Below are 15,929 nucleotides of genomic sequence, written 5' to 3'. Positions count from 1 at the left end.
ATGCGGGTGTACCAAAGCACTGGTTGCGGCTGCGGTTGTGCCGTCGGGCTCCGGTTCAAGGCTCTGGCTCAGGGCGTTTTTGAAGAGCCTGGTTAGTTGTTCAGTTGTTCAGATTAGTTGTTGAACAGTGCTCGGCTGACGGTTTGACGAGATATCACCATGTTGGCCATAGCTCCCCCAATAAAGAAGGTCGATGGTTTTTTGTACTACTGAGGAGTAAGGGACGAAGACTTTTGGCTTAGGAATCCCGTGCACCAAAGGTGGGCAACCAAAGAGCGCAGCTTTCACATTGGTTGGAGTATGTTGGCGGCCGCTTTACATCGGGATAGTGGAGAGGTTGTTCAGGGCAAATGTCCTGCACCGCTTCAGAGTGTTCCTGTTTACGGTGGGCATTAGCCCACCGCTTTTTCCGAGCGCACGAGCACGCGACCGGAGTGCGGAACAACTGACCCTGTCAACAAAAACAACACAATCAGGGCTAGACAATGAAAAATAATAAGACCATCAAGTTGCTGCCGCTTGCAGCAGCAGTAGCAATCAGCTCTCACGCTTCTGCAGCCATCACCCTCTACGATCAGGACCAGACCACCTTCTCCGTAGACGGTTTGTTCAACACCTTTTACGTAAACAGCAAATCTGATGGTGACAACGTTGGCGATGCCAACCAGTCACGCATCAAGATGGGCTTTTTGCCAAACGTGATTGGTTTTAATTTCAGCAAGGAAGTCGATGGCCTGAAACTGGGTGGCCGCTCTTCCTTCTGGGTAACCATCAACGACGCCAATTCCAATCTGACCGATTCCATGATCGACGTACGTCAGTTCTACGCCACGGTAGACGGCGATTTTGGTCAGGTGCTGGTGGGTAAGGACTTCGGTCTGTTCAATCGTTCCAACATTCTGGGCGATGAAATCCTGCTGGGCTTCGGCCAGACCATTACTACCGGTGACGACGGCAACAACGTGTCGTTCGGTAATATCGGCGCAGGTTACCTGTATCCGTTCCCGAACTCCCAGATTACCTACCGTAGCCCGGACATGGGTGGCCTGAAGATCGCAGCCGGTCTGATGGACCCGGCCAAAATGTCCGGCACGTCTGAAGAAAGCATGCCGCGCATCGAAGCGGAAGTAACCTACAGCCGCAGCATGGACTCTGTTGATGTGATGGCCTGGGGTGGCTTCATGAAGCAGAAGTCTGAAGACGAAGTGAACGACACCGACGTGTCTTCCAGTGGTATTTCCTATGGCGTTAACGTCAAGGTTGCCGGCTTGTCTCTGACCGCTTCCGGCTTCAAGGCTGAAGGCGTTGGTGCCGCCGGTCTGGGTAACCTGTTGACCAGCGATGACGCCGAAGTTGACGGCAAGCTGTTGCAGGCTTCCTACACCATGGGCGACAACCGCTTTGTACTGTCCCGCGGTGAAAACGAAGGCGGCACCACCGACGGCGGCAGCGAGCTGGATCTGAAAAACACCACCGTTGCGGTCTTCCATGCGGTGAACAGTGGTTTGAGTCTTGTAGCCGAATACAACAAGGCAGAAACCAGCTCCGACGAGATCAAAACCGTTGCCCTGGGCGCGGTCGTGACTTTCTAAGGGAGACCTTCTAAGGGATCTTCTGAGGTTGATCGTCATGGCTGTTGTGGTCTGACGTCTGAACCGCTGCGTCGCTCCTCCGTTTGGTGGCGCAGGGTTCGGCCAGACAGCATGGAACAAGGGCGATGCGCCGATATGCTCTCCGGCGTATTGCCCGCGTTTCTCTGCTGTTGCAGACCGCAGGCTGTGAGTAGTACCAATGGCAAGGAAAAGGGAATACCGGTGCTCAGGTGTTCCCTTTTCTTTTTCTGCTGCCAGCAGGCCAAAGCAGGTCGGAAGTAGCATGTACGGGTTTGGGTCAAGCAAATACTATGACGGCGTACAGGCTGTTACTATGACTTACGATTTCTCCTGAGAGCCATTGGTGGCCTGGAGTGAGATCGGGAGAACACCATGCTCGCGGTAGAAAAACAACAATATGAGTCGGTTTTGAGCGCCAGCTCCAGCAGTAATGATCCAAGGCAAGCAGCTCGGGAGCTGCATCAGGCCCTCAGTGGCATGACGCTCAGTCACGTGGTCTTTTTTTGCGCCAACGAATACGACTTCGAAGCCCTCGCACTGGCCCTGCGTGACACCTTTGCCGATATTCCGGTGGTAGGGTGCACCACCGCTGGTGAAATTTCCCCGTTCGGTTATTGCAGCGGCAGCATCACCGCGATTGGATTTCCGGCTTCATCGTTTGCTGTTGAATCGGCGTTGGTCACTCACCTGAGCGAATTTTCCTTTGCCGATGCCCAGGGGTTGATCCACGACATGCTGGACGGCTGTGCCAGCCAGCAGGTTGCGCCAATCAAAGGCAACACCTTTGCGCTGACTTTGCTGGACGGCCTTTCCGTTGAAGAAGAACGCCTGTTGCGACTGCTGAATGCTCATCTGGGCAGTATTCCGCTGCTGGGTGGCTCTGCCGCCGACGACATGCGCCATACCCGCACCCACGTTTATCATCAGGGCCGGTTCCTGACCGACTCTGCCATCGTCCTGATGATCAACACCCGCTACGATTTTGAAGCCTTCACGATTCATCACCTGCAACCCACCGACAACAAACTGGTGGTTACCGATGCCGACCCACTGGAACGCCGGGTGATGGAACTGAACGCAGAGCCCGCGGCCGTTGAATATGCCCGTATGCTCAACCTCGATGTCGATACCCTGACACCAGACGTGTTTGCGCTGAACCCCTTGTCGGTACGCATTGGCGAACGCTATTACCCCCGCGCCATCCAGAAAGTGAACGACGACATGAGCCTGTCGTTTTATTGCGCGGTGGACACTGGCATCGTGCTTACCTGTTCGCGGCCAGAAGCCATGCTGGAGCAGCTGGAGGGGTTATTTCACGACATCACCCGCCGCATTGGCACGCCACAGTTGATTTTGGGCTACGATTGCATATTGAGACGGCTGGAGCTGGAGCACAAAAATCTGCAGGACCAGGCGTCGGAACTGTTTGCCCGCCACCGGGTGATTGGGTTCAACACCTACGGTGAGCAGTTCAACGGCATGCACCTGAACCAAACCTTTACCGGCGTTGCGCTGGGAGGACCTGGCTTTTGACAAACGAGGTCGACGCTCTCAAGCGCCAACTGGCCGAGTTACAGCAACGCAACGCCCGACTGGAAAAAATCAATCAGGCGCTGATGCAACGCGTGGAGTCCGGCCCGGAATCCACCGACGGTGCTTACGACAATTTCAAGCACTCCGTTTACCTTGCTGAGCAAGTGCGCGAACGCACCGAAGCGCTCAACGAGGTAATGCACAACCTCAAAAGCACCAACTCGGAACTGGTGACCGCCAACGAAGCGGCAACCCATGCCCACGACCTGCTGCGCCAGGCCATCGAGAGCATTTCGGACGCCTTTGTACTGTACGACGCCGACCGCAAACTGGTGCTGGCCAACAGTCGTTTTAACCAATTCTGGGAATCGTCTGGCATTGCCATTTCACAAGGCATGGACCAACAGCGCATTCACAGACTGGCACAAAAATATCGCTTGATCGACCGTTACTACGGCGATGTACCCTCCAATGGCAATCCGGCCACCAGCCCGGCGCGCGAGGCGTATCGGGCCTTGCCCGGTGACGGCAAGATTTTCCACATGCGCAGTGGTGCCTGGGTACACGTCAGCGAACGGCCAACCAAAGACGGCGGTTTGGTGGTGCTGTACAAGGACATCAGTGTCCTGATTGAAAACGAACGCGCCCTGCGTGAAGAGGCGCTGGCGAAAAAGTCCCGCACTCTGCAAAACACCCTCGACAACCTGTCGCAAGGGGTAGTGCTGGTTAACAAGAACCGTCAGTTGGAAACCTGGAACCGCCGCTTTGCCGAACTGACCGGACTGGAGCAAACCGCTTTGGAAAGCGGCGCGTCGTTTTGCAATATCATGGCCCTGACCGAAGTCAGCGATCTGAACCCGTGGTCACGTGACGAATGGGGTAGGCAAACCCTGCAACGGGAACAGGTGCTTTCTGACGGACGGGTGTTCGAGATCAAAACCCACCCGATGCCCGGCGGCGAGTTTGTAAACACTTACACAGATATCACTGAACGCAGCCATGCGGTCAAGGCGCTGGCCGAAAGCGAACAGCGGGTGCGGGTGATTACCGATACGGTGCCGGCCCTGATCGGCTACGTCGACAAGGACATGAAAATGACCTTCTCGAACCGTGCCTACGAAGAATGGTATGGCTACGACCGCCAGGTCATTTTGGGGCGCAAGTTGCATGAGTTCATTCAGCCGGAACAGCTGAAACGGCTTCAGCCCTACATTGATCGGGCGCTGAGCGGCCGCAGTGTGACGTTTGAAATTACCGACCCATCGGCGTCGGGCGAACTGCGCCATGTGGTGAAAAACTACGTGCCGGAGTTCGACGAATACGGCTCGGTGCAAGGCTTGTACGTGCTGATTCAGGACATCACTGAAATCCGGCGCACGTCAGAAGCACTGGCGCAAGCCTATCAGCATCTGGAACAACGTGTTGAAGACCGCACCAAGGAGCTGCGAGAGCTGAACGACCAGTTGTTGCAGGAAATTGATGTTCGCAGCCAGATTGAAAACCGCTTGCGCGAGGCCAAGCTGGAAGCCGAAAAGGCTAACCACAGTAAAACCAAATTCCTGGCGGCGGCCAGCCACGACCTGTTGCAGCCGATGAACGCTGCGCGGCTGTTCTGTGCCTCGCTGCTGGAACATTCGCTCGACGACCGTACCCGTCAGTTGGTGAATTCCCTCAGTTATTCGCTGGAAGACGTTGAAACCCTGCTGGCAGCGCTGGTGGACATTTCCAAGCTTGATGCCGGGGTAGTGAAACCTGACATCACGGCGTTCAGTGCCGGAGACTTGCTGGGCAATCTGGCCAACGAATACCACACGCTGGCGGCGGATTCCGGCCTGCAATTTGAGTATCTGGCCACCTCGGCGGTGATCATGTCCGATTCCCAATTGCTGGCGCGCATTCTGCGTAATTTCCTCACCAATGCCGTGCGCTATACCCGCAGCGGCAAAATTACCCTTGGCTGTCGGCGTCGCAAGGATGGCCTCGAAATTCAGGTATGGGATACCGGCGTTGGTATTGCCGAAGACAAGCTCGAAGAAATTTTTCTGGAATTCAACCGTGGCAGCCAGAAGGACACCGCCAAGGACAAGGGCCTGGGGCTCGGTCTGGCGATTGTCGACAAGATGTCCGGTATTCTGAAAACCCGCATTCAGGTGCGTTCGCAGCTCGACCGCGGTTCCTGCTTTTCGGTGTTGGTGCCGTATGGTCGCAAGCAGCAAGTGCGGCGTCCGGCTGCACCAGATTTCCTGATTACGGGTAATCAGCAGTTTTTGGGGCGGCGGGCTCTGGTGCTGGATAACGAAGCGTCTATCTGTCAGGCCATGGAAGTGTTGCTGGGCAGTTGGGGCTTTGATGTGTTGGCGGTGCAAAGCTACGAAGAGTTGTTGCTGTGCCGGGAAGAACTGGAAGATGGCATCGACCTGATTCTGGCCGACTACCACCTCGACAATGGCGAAACCGGCATTGATGCCGTGTCCCTGATGCGCTCAGAACTGGGGCTGGATGCGCCGGTACTGATGATTACCGCCAACTACACCAACAGCCTGAAGCAGGAAGTGCGTGAGCAAGGCTACCGCTTGATGAATAAACCCGTACGACCAGCCAAGCTCAAGGCCATGATTCACCACATGCTGCAACAGCACATCGTCGCCTGATCACCTGTCAGGCAAGCCATACATCTTCGCCACCGCCTTGAACCGTGCAATGTATTGCTGTTGGTTTGCTGGTGGCAGCCATTCATCCAGCCCTTTGGCGCCTTTCTGACGATTGAGGCTGGCCTCAACGCTGACCAGATTTCGCGGGTCATTGGCAAAGCGTACCCGTTTCTCTTTGGGCCAGCTGGATGCACCGTGCTCCCAGGCCCATTTCAATGGCACCACGTGGTCAATATCCATGGCTGAAGGGTCATGAATGACCTTACCGGAATAGGGAGAAATCCAGCGGCCAGACAGCACCCGACAATGGCTGTTGTCCTTGAACCTTACGGGTGCAGTGGACTGGGCGATCAAGGCTTCCTGACGGGAATCCTGACAATCGCCATCAGCGTCATCCCAACCTGAGCCAAATTGGCCGCGGGAATACTCCGCTGACGATGACTTGGTTGCAGACAGTGAGTGGCCCGCTGGCAGCTTGCCACCTGCAGCCAGACAGGCTTCCAGCGATTGGTAAGGAGTGAAGTTGCGGGTTCGCTCGTAATAGCGGCTGGCACTGGAATGACAGGTGCCAGAACTGGACATTTTAACCAGCTCATCTTCGGCAGATGCAGAAAGTGGGGTGAAAACAGTGGCTGCTAGCAGAACAAAGCTGGTCTTTTTTAAACGGGACAGAGTTAAGCGAGTCAGGGCATTGGCGTGGTGCGGCCAAACAATCGATAAACGGATAATACGTCATTCCTTAACGGCTGCCTGGCCGTCATCTACTGCATGTTTGAGCTTTTGCTGAGATAAAAATCAACAATAGCAGAAAACAGGAATGTCATCTTTGCGCAATGGGAAATGACCAGCGCGTTGGTGAGGCACTGAGGAATAGAATGATCCGGCGTTCAGAGAGCTGGAGAGATAGTGGCAGTAGAGGGGCTCAGACGAAAGAAAGCTGCTGCTCGAGGGAAGCTGGTTGGAAACGATCAAGCGGCCATCGAGTTATACAGAGGGTCCTGGCCGCTTGATCACGCGCCGTTATCGGCGCAGGTATTGGTTAAAGTCGACGTTGCTGGCGGCCAGTACGGCCTGAATGCGGTTGTGAACACTCAGCTTGCGCAAAATTGCAGACACGTGGGCTTTTACCGTGGTTTCAGCAATCGACAGGTTATAGGCGATTTGTTTGTTGGATTCACCGTTAGCCATACGTTCCAGTACCAGCAGCTGACGACGGGTCAGGCTGTTGAGCATTTCCGGCGGAATCTGGTTTTCTTCCTGCACCCGCTTCTGACGGGAACGGCCATCGTCGCTGGCGCGGATCACGTCGGATGGCAGGTATACCTGACCAGCTAACACCTGTTCAAGTGCCTGGGTCATTTTCTCACGTGGCAAGGATTTGATGATGAAACCGACGGCACCGTAGGTCATGGCTTGCAGGACCACGCTCTTTTCTTCTTCTGCCGAAATAATCACCACCGGAATGGTTGGGGATTCATTGCGCAGCTGAATCAGGCCATTGAGGCCGTTCATGCCAGGCATGTTCAGGTCCAGCAGAATCAGATCCAGATCGTCATTGTCTTCGGCCAGTGCCGCAGCGTCTTCGAGGTTTTCGGCCTCTACAATATCGGCGTTCGGATAGCGATTGCGCACAACATCAGCAATGGCTTCACGAAACAGCGGATGGTCATCGGCTATAAGCAGTTTGTAAGTTGAGCCTTCGGTTTCTTCGATGGCGCTGCTGTTTTCGTTGGCTACTTCAGTCATGGTGGGCTGTTTGCTCTGGCTGGTTTGGAGTGTGTGCATGGGCGTCTACTCCTTGCTTTTATTGTTGTAGTTGTCGTTATCGATTCATTACAACCCGCGTTGGGTGTCCCATGTATCCTACCTTGGAGGTTGGGATGGGGGCCTAAAGTAGTAAAAGTAGTCGATTTTCGATCAAAAGTAAGGGTTCTTTGGCAGCAACAAACGATTAAACGTAGCCTGACGAGGGAGGAAATGGGGAAAAGAGGGAAGCAAAAGAAGAGATAGGGAATAATTCCCTATCCTTGTTAGCTAGCACCAATGTCATGGGAAATGCGCTTCACCGGCAGGTTCTTTCCTGATTCTGTAAGTGGATACTGAGAGCCGAATAACAATAACCACGAAGCAGGAAGATTATGATGAGTCGCAGTTCATCCCCTCTGGCTGTCACTTCACTGACGCTGGCATCGCTCAGCACGCTGGTGTCGCTGCCTTACATCGCTCACGCATCCAACCAAACCGTTGAAGAAATTCTGGTGACCGCCACGCCGGTAGAAAGCGTGGGCGTCAGTGCCGACAAAATGGTCGCACCGGTTCAGCAATTGGATTCTGACGATCTGGAACGTACCCAGGCCCAGAACATTGCCGAACACCTGCGTTACCAGTTGGGTTCGGTGTCTATTAACGAAGCAGTGAACAACAGCTATCAACCAGATGTTCAGTATCGTGGTTTTACCGCCTCGCCATTGCTGGGCTTGCCGCAGGGCGTATCGGTTTACATGAACGGCGTTCGAGTGAATGAGCCGTTTGGCGATACCGTGAACTGGGATTTGATTCCAACCGATGCGGTATCCAGCATGCAGCTGCACTCCGGCTCGAACCCACTGTTTGGCCAAAACACCCTCGGTGGCTCGCTGTCGATGGCCACCAAAGACGGTTTCGACTTCGATGGCAATGAAATCGAAATCGGCATGGGCCAATTTGGCTACCGCCAGGCGCAGTTCCAGTCCGGCGGCTCGCAGATGCGCAAAAACGGCGATGAGGTGGCGTACTACATCGTTGCCAACGGTGAAGAAGAAGACGGCTGGCGTGATCATTCCGGCAGTGAAATTCGTCAGGTGATGGCGGTATTGAGCTGGCGCAATCAGGATTCCGAGCTGGATTTCACCGCCCTGATGGCGGATAACAAAATGATCGGTAACGGCGCTGTGCCAGCAGGCCTGATGGATCTGGAGGGCCGTGAAGCGGTTTACACCCAGCCAGACCAAACCGAAAACCGTCTGAATTTCTTCGCCATCGATGGCGAACACTGGTTCTCCGACACCCTGCAATTGGCCGGTAACCTGTACGTACGCTCCAACACCACCGATACCCTCAACGGCGACGACTCCGATTACGAAGAGTGTGAGCTGAATGGCGAAGAAACCCTCTGTGAAGAAGAGGAAGGCGCCGAGGAAGAAGAGGGCATTGAAGAAGAGGAAGAGGCCGGCGAGCCAGTAGAGTTTGTTGGCTACGATGACGACGATACCCTTGAAGGCATTGCCGCCCAACTGGGTCTGGACATCGATCCTGATGACGTCGACGGCACCCTGAACACCTCTCGCACCCAGCAAGACAGCATGGGTCTGGCCCTGCAATTGAGCTCTTCCGAGCCGCTGAATGATATGGATAACCTGCTGACGGTGGGTGTTTCCTACGATGTTTCCAACATCGAGTTCCGTTCCCGCACCCAGTTTGCCCTGCTGCGTAACGAAACGGCTTCTGACGATCGTGGTGTTGAAGGCATTGGCCTGTACGACTCCGAATCGGAAGTGCAGCTGGAAACCCGCACTCGCAACTTCGGCCTGTTTGTTAGCGACACGCTGAGCGTAACGGAAGATCTGAGTGTCACCGTCGGTGCTCGCTACAACCGCACACGCATCATCATGGATGACCAGTTGGAGGAGGGCGAAGGCTCGCTGAACGGCGACCACACCTTCGTCCGCGTTAATCCAATGGTTGGTGCTGCGTACGATCTGGGCGATATGAACGTCTACGCCAGCTACAGCGAAGCCTCACGTGCGCCGTCACCGGCGGAACTGAGCTGTGCCGACGAAGACGATCCATGCAAACTGCCAAACGGTTTTGTGGCTGATCCGCCACTTGAGCAGGTAGTCACCAAGTCGTTTGAAGCAGGCATCCGTTCCAACAGCAACCAGCAACTGCGTTGGACCGCTGGCGTGTTCCGCAGCACCAACCACGACGACATCATTTTCCAGCAAGCCGGTGGCCTGCCGTCTGAAGGTTACTTCTCCAATGTGGGTAAAACCCGTCGTCAGGGTGTTGAACTGGGACTGGTCAGCGAGCTGGACAGCGTCCGCTTCGGAGCCTCCTACACCTGGATGAAGGCGACTTTTGAAACCCCTTACGTATCCTTCAGCCCGAACAACCCGCTGGGTGGCAACCGTCAGGTGGAAGCCGGTGACAGCATTCCGGGTCTGCCGGATCACAACCTGAAGCTGGCTGTCGACTGGCAGGTGATGGATCAGGTGAGCATTGGGTCCGATCTGCAATACCGCAGCAGCCAGTACTTCCGCGGCGATGAAGCCAACGAAAACGAACAGCTGCCAGGGTATGCCATCGTGAACATGCGTGCTGCCTGGACGCCTTCCGACCGCTTTGAGCTGTATGGCCGTGTGCTGAACGTATTCGACAAGGAATACGAAACCTTTGGTGTGTATGGCGAAGCCGATGAAGTACTGGCGGGCGTGTACACCGACTTTGAAGACGACAGCTTTGTGGGCCCGGGTGCTCCACGTACCTTCAAGGCGGGTTTGAAGATCAGCTTCTGATCCTGAAACCCGTAGGTATAAACTGTTTCTGATTGGTACTGAAAGGGGACATCTTTTTAATCCGGTGCAGGCTCTGGGCTACCGGATGATATCGAATCACGAAGCCGACTTGCAGGCCTGACGGGTCAAGTCAAAAGTCGGCGACACAGAGTCGGGATCATCCGGCAGCCCCCGTAGGGCGCGGGTTGCCGCCGCCCAGTGCGGTGTTGACGAACCTACGCGGCCCGATTTGAAAAGGACTCGTCATTTCGCTGCATTCGTCGCCTTGCACTGAACAACGGCAACACTCGCGCAGAGCCGTGCAGGATTAAATAGATGTCCCCTAAAGGTCTGGTTGCCCGGCGCTTCATCGAAGTCGCTGGGCTTTTTTGTTAGGTGATAACAGCAGTCTGGTGGGGTAGCTATGAGTGTGATTGCGCGCATCTTGCTGATGGTTAACGGCGCCTTTGTGCTGGCGCTGGCGGCCAGCCTGTTTGGCTTGTTGCAGCAAGGGCGGGAAGACGTTATCCGCGAGCAGCAGGCCATGAAACCGGTTGTCGAGGCGTTGATTCAATCCGGTAAGCCACAAGAACTGCTGGATCTGGTGGGCAGTAACTTACGCCACGTACGGCTGTTGCAGCATCCGCAAGAACCAGACCTTGAAGAAGGCTCGGATACTCGGGTACCCAATTGGTTTGAACATCTGTTTGACCACCCGGATCGCGGTTATCAGCTGGCCTTTACCGGATCGCGTGGGGAGCGGCGTATTCTGGTGCCGGACGACAGTGACGAAATATCCGAAGTATGGGAGTCGGCCACCGGCTTGTTCTGGCTGTTTATTGCCACTGCGGTGCTGGCCAATCTGGCGATTTACTGGGGAGTAAGGCTGGGTTTACGACCGTTGGCTGACTTCGTTAATGCCCTTGATCGGCTGGAGCGTGGCGAGTTGCAAACCCGTTTGGGTGGTTATGCTTTGCCGGAAGCCCGTCAGGTTGCCCAACACTTTAACCACATGGCGATGGCATTGGAGCAAGCCCGCCATGAAAATCAGCAATTGGCCCAGCGGGTGATGGAAATTCAGGAAACCGAGCGGGCGGCGTTGGCGCGTGAGCTGCATGATGATCTTGGCCAGCAAGTCACCGGAATGCGGGCACAGGCGTTTGTGGTGCCGATGATCAGCGACGACAAGGAACGACTGCAACAAACCGCCCAACGGCTGTTGGATGGCTGCGATGCCATACAGGCGGGCTTCCGCCGCATGATTCACCAGCTGTACCCGGTGGTGTTGGAGCAATTGGGCTTTCGGGCAGCACTGGATGAGCTGTTGCAAGGTATCGAACAGGCGTTTGATGTGCGTTGTGTTTTGCTGGGAGAATGCCAGCAAGAGCCATCGCTGGAGCAATCGGCGCATATGTATCGGTTGGTGCAGGAGGCCGTTCATAACGCTGTCCGTCATGGCAAAGCTGGTCATATCGAAGTGGTATTGACCGAAAAGTCGGATAGCCCGGCAGGGACGTCTGACCGGACACTGTCAAACATCGCCATTATCGACGATGGCGAGGGGCAGGCCAGGATCGTTCCCGGTTTTGGTATTCGTTCCATGCAGGAGCGGGCCAGGTTGCTGCACGCACAACTAACCATTGATTCTGTGGTTGGCACCGGTACACAGGTGAGCCTGAGCTGGCAAAACAACAATAAGGAAAACCCATGAAAATTCTGATGGCCGATGATCACGCGGTGGTGCGGCAAGGCTATTTGTCGTTGCTGGGAGCCTTGATCAAGGATGTGGAAGTGATCGAAGCCGGTTCTGGCACCGATGCCGTGCTGTTGTTTATTCAGCAGCAACCGGACGTGGTGGTGTTGGATATCAATATGCCGGACATGTCTGGCATTGATGCTTGCCGCCAGATTCGTAATCGTGACCCGGACGCCCGGGTGCTGATGTTCAGTATGTACGAAGAGCCCGGCATGATCCGCGAGGCTCTGGCCGCCGGAGCCAGTGGCTATTTGTCCAAAGCCAGCTCGCCGGATCTGATGGTTGAAGCGCTTTCGAAGGTGGCAGCGGGTGAATCGTTTATCGACCCTGCCGTATCGCGCAGCGTCGAACGCCTTGCGCCAAGAGGTGGTGCTGGGGCTGCGGGTGTTGGGATAGCCGGTGCTGGGATTGTCGGTGTTGGGATTGTCGGTGTTGGAATCGCCGCCGACAGTGCTGCCGTACTACAGGGCTTACCAGCCCGAGAACGGGAAATTGCTGATCGTTTGCTGGAAGGCAAAGGTAATCAAATCATTGCTGAAGAACTGGGTATTTCAGCCAAAACCGTAGCCAATCGCGCCACCGTTATCCGACAGAAATTCGGCGTCACCAGCACCGCCGAAATGGTGCGCAAGGTTCTGCAAAACTGATTGGTTGTTGTTGAGGGCTAAACGCCCGTTTTTGTCCGCATTGGCGGCAGTGTGTCGTGTACAACGGGTATAAATCCGTCGCTTTGCCGATTTGTGATAAAGCGATTTGCTGCACGTCATAGATTGAGGTCATTCACTGCTCTGGAGGAATGACCCATGACCGCAAGTTGCTGTGCTTCTGAAAAAGCCAATCTGATGGCTAACGCCGTGGCCGAACATCCGTTAGACCCACTGACACTGAAAGAACTGTCGCTGGCTGCTGCCATTCTGAAAGAATCCAAGGGGCTGGCGGACAGCTGTCGTTTTCCTTACCTGCAACTGGAAGAGCCACCCAAGGCCGAGGTACTGGCGTTCGAGCCGGGAAAAGCGTTTTCCCGACGTGCCTTTGCCACCGTGCTGGATAAAGCCACCGGCGAGATGTTCGAAGCCATGGTGGATTTGAACAGCAAAGAAGTGACGTCGTGGCAGCAGCTTGATCCGGACATCACCGGTCAGGCGCCAATTATGGTGGAAGAATTCTTCACTTGCGTCGACATTGTTCAGAACGACCCGGATTGGCGCGCTGCCGTCAAACGCCGAGGCTTAACCGATAACGACATCGAAAACATTCAGATAGACCCCTGGTCATTCGGCTATTTCGGCGATGACCCGAAATACAAGGGTAAGCGGCTGATGCGCGGGGTGGCGTTCTATCGGGATGAGTTTACCGACAACGGCTATGCCCACCCCATTGAGGGACTGGTGGCCATTATCGACCTCAACAAAGGCAAGGTGATCGAGCTGCTGGACGATGGAAACAATACGCCAGTGCCGAAAACCAAACGCAATTATGATTCACCGTCGCTGGGCACGCCGCGTGACGACGTCAAACCGCTTCATATTGTTCAGCCAGAAGGGGTGTCTTTTCAGGTCGATGGCTGGAAAGTCAGTTGGCAAAATTGGGAATTCCGGGTTGGCTTTACTCCGCGGGAAGGCCTGACGTTGAACCAGCTCAGCTATGACGACAAGGGCAAACAGCGACCAATTATCTATCGTGCCAGTGTTACCGATATGGCCGTTCCATACTCTGACACCGCGCTTAATCACTATTGGAAATGCGCCTTTGACGGCGGCGAATATGGCCTCGGACGGCTGGCCAATCAGCTGGAACTTGGCTGCGATTGCCTGGGCGCCATTCACTACTTTGATATTCCAGCAGTGGATGACAAGGGCGAGCCCTTCGTGATGAAAAACGCCGTTTGCATGCACGAGGAAGACTACGGCACGCTGTGGAAGCACTACGAATTCCGCACGGACGTGTTTGAAGTACGGCGTTCCCGCCGACTGGTAATCAGCTTCTTCTGTACCGTGGGCAACTACGATTACGGCTTCTACTGGCACCTGTATCAGGACGGCACCATTCAAATGGAAACCAAGCTCACCGGCATTATCCAAACCGCTGGTATGCTGCCAGGTACCACGCCGCCCCATGCGGCGGGCAAGGTGACTCCGGAAATCTACGGCCCATCGCACCAGCATTTCTTCAGCGCCCGCCTGCATATGATGTTGGATGGCGAACAAAACACCGTGATGGAAACCAACTTCAGCCCTTGTGATGACCCGGAAGTGAATCCGTGGGGCAATGTGTTTAACACCTCCATCACACCGCTGAAAACCGAACTGGAAGCGGCCCGCCATGCCAATGGTCAGAGCGGACGCTTCTGGAAAGTGATTAACCCCAACAAGAAGAACGCCGTGGGGAATCCGCCTGGCTACAAGCTGGTGGCTGAGCACACCCCGGTGATGTTGGCTAAGCCCGACAGCTACATTGGCAAACGTGCCGGATTTGCAGCCAACCACGTGTGGGTAACGCCATACGATCCAAACGAGCGCTATGGCACCGGCATGTACCCGAACCAGAACACTGGGGACGGACTGCCCAATTACATTCAGCAAAATCGCAATGTTGAAAATACCGACATCGTGCTGTGGCACACCTATGGCCATACCCACATCTGCAAGCCGGAAGACTTCCCGGTGATGCCGGTGGAGTATGTTGGCTTCCACCTGAAACCGAACAACTTCTTTGACGGCAATCCAGCGATGGATGTGCCTGCGGTGAAAGACCAGCGTTCGGTTGGTGTGGCAGGCGAGTCCGATGGCTGATCCGGGCCATTGGCAGCGTAGCTAAACCAAGCCAGCCAACTCACGCAACCCTTAGCCAGAGAAAACGATTCAGGCAAAGGACCAGGGCACCGTAACCAGCAGACTGCCTTGGTCCTCTTTTATCGCCAACCTGTTTGGACATGGGGTGGGAGTTGTTTTGGCTGAGAGTTGTTTGGGCAGGGGCTGCTTTTCAGGTGTTAGAGGAGGGAGGTCGTTATGTTGTTCTGGACGGAATGGCTGTTACTCGGCATGTGCGTGTTGTGGGGCTTGGGTGTCCTGAAACGCTCCGCCAACAGACTGGATACAACCCACAGGTATTTGGGCATCAGTTGTCTGCTTTTGTTGGTCGCTTGCGCGAACCCGCAGCTGGATGCTCTGGCTCGATTTTCTCTATCGCTGCATAGTTGGCAAAGCGTCATGCTGCACTTGCTGTTGCCATTGATGTGGGCAGCGGCGCTTGCAGGGAAAACCTGTTCAGGCGCTGCTTATTCCTCCAATTCTGCAAATGGCTCTCTTGGAAATGTCTCACCCGTAAATTCCTCAATCGCCTCTTCAGGTTATCGGCTTCCGATGCATTGGCTATGGCCGTTGGCTGTGGTGTCGATTATTGCAGTGCTGGTCTGGATGCTGCCGGATTTTCACCAGATCGGCATGGCGTCTGCTGCCTGGTATTCGCTTGGCAAATGGCTAATGGTGGCCAGTGGTTGGCTGATGAGCGAAGTCTTGCTGCTGACGCTGGCAAAGCCCGTTCAGGCGGGCGGCAGCAGGGTGCTAATGACGGTGTTGATGATTGTTCCCATGGCGTTGTGGGGCAGCCTGATGTTGTTGTTCGATGACCTGTACGCTCATTCCATGGTCGATGCACATAGTTCCGCAGCCGAAAGCCTGATGTCAGCAAGCTCAGCACATCACGAGATGCTGATGCCTGCGGCGATTGATCAATGGTTGGCGGCCTGGGTGGTGCTATCCGGGTGCGTTGCCTACGGGGTTGGCGAGCGGTTATTGATTCAGCGAAACACAGTCATTTCTCAGTGCGCATAACGCTCGTTGTG

At 55.1% G+C, this 15,929-nt stretch carries 10 protein-coding genes; 8 read left to right on the top strand and 2 right to left on the bottom strand.

The features are described from left to right. The first annotated feature begins 485 nt into the window (after positions 1 to 485). The 3 genes from ACXADJ_RS08560 (at position 486) to ACXADJ_RS08550 (ending at position 5,797) form a co-directional block, all read left to right on the top strand. On the top strand, positions 486 to 1,592 hold the full coding sequence (locus ACXADJ_RS08560; RefSeq protein WP_475064793.1) for a porin: 1,107 nt from the start codon (positions 486 to 488) through the stop codon (positions 1,590 to 1,592). Between the two features lie 393 nt (positions 1,593 to 1,985). Beyond that, complete coding sequence (gene nosP, locus ACXADJ_RS08555) at positions 1,986 to 3,146, top strand: nitric oxide-sensing protein NosP (RefSeq protein WP_475064791.1); 1,161 nt, start codon at positions 1,986 to 1,988, stop codon at positions 3,144 to 3,146. Further along, positions 3,143 to 5,797, top strand: a complete 2,655-nt coding sequence (locus tag ACXADJ_RS08550) for a NahK/ErcS family hybrid sensor histidine kinase/response regulator (protein WP_475064789.1) — start codon at positions 3,143 to 3,145, stop codon at positions 5,795 to 5,797. The genes nosP and ACXADJ_RS08550 overlap by 4 nt, the downstream gene beginning before the upstream one ends. Here the strand turns inward: ACXADJ_RS08550 and ACXADJ_RS08545 are convergent, their stop codons facing one another. Both ACXADJ_RS08545 and ACXADJ_RS08540 read right to left on the bottom strand, forming a co-directional pair. Continuing rightward, positions 5,798 to 6,379, bottom strand: coding sequence for an HNH endonuclease family protein (locus ACXADJ_RS08545; protein WP_475064786.1), 582 nt, complete (start codon positions 6,377 to 6,379; stop codon positions 5,798 to 5,800). A 438-nt stretch (positions 6,380 to 6,817) separates the two neighbouring features. After that, entirely contained in the window at positions 6,818 to 7,543 is a 726-nt protein-coding gene (locus ACXADJ_RS08540; protein WP_051218961.1) for a response regulator, read from the bottom strand. 395 nt (positions 7,544 to 7,938) lie between these two features. Between ACXADJ_RS08540 and ACXADJ_RS08535 the strand changes: the two genes are divergently transcribed. From ACXADJ_RS08535 to ACXADJ_RS08515, 5 genes are all read left to right on the top strand, one after another. Further along, positions 7,939 to 10,350 (top strand): TonB-dependent receptor, encoded by a 2,412-nt coding sequence (locus tag ACXADJ_RS08535; RefSeq protein ID WP_475064782.1) that lies wholly within the window; start codon positions 7,939 to 7,941, stop codon positions 10,348 to 10,350. A gap of 403 nt (positions 10,351 to 10,753) precedes the next feature. Further along, the gene (locus ACXADJ_RS08530; protein WP_475064780.1) at positions 10,754 to 12,040 is read left to right on the top strand and encodes a HAMP domain-containing sensor histidine kinase; all 1,287 of its coding nucleotides are present in this window, start codon (positions 10,754 to 10,756) and stop codon (positions 12,038 to 12,040) included. Beyond that, positions 12,037 to 12,732 (top strand): response regulator transcription factor, encoded by a 696-nt coding sequence (locus tag ACXADJ_RS08525; protein WP_475064778.1) that lies wholly within the window; start codon positions 12,037 to 12,039, stop codon positions 12,730 to 12,732. Before ACXADJ_RS08530 ends, ACXADJ_RS08525 begins: the two co-directional genes overlap by 4 nt. A gap of 156 nt (positions 12,733 to 12,888) precedes the next feature. Continuing rightward, positions 12,889 to 14,877: a primary-amine oxidase gene (locus ACXADJ_RS08520; protein WP_475064776.1), complete on the top strand. Its 1,989-nt coding sequence runs from the start codon at positions 12,889 to 12,891 to the stop codon at positions 14,875 to 14,877. Between the two features lie 219 nt (positions 14,878 to 15,096). Then, positions 15,097 to 15,918: a cytochrome c oxidase assembly protein gene (locus tag ACXADJ_RS08515; protein ID WP_475064774.1), complete on the top strand. Its 822-nt coding sequence runs from the start codon at positions 15,097 to 15,099 to the stop codon at positions 15,916 to 15,918. Positions 15,919 to 15,929: the final 11 nt, after the last annotated feature.

Source organism: Oceanobacter sp. ABM4_470, from assembly GCF_056158645.1.
Note: the sequence above shows the minus strand (reverse complement) of the source record. Positions and strands in the feature narration are given on the sequence as shown.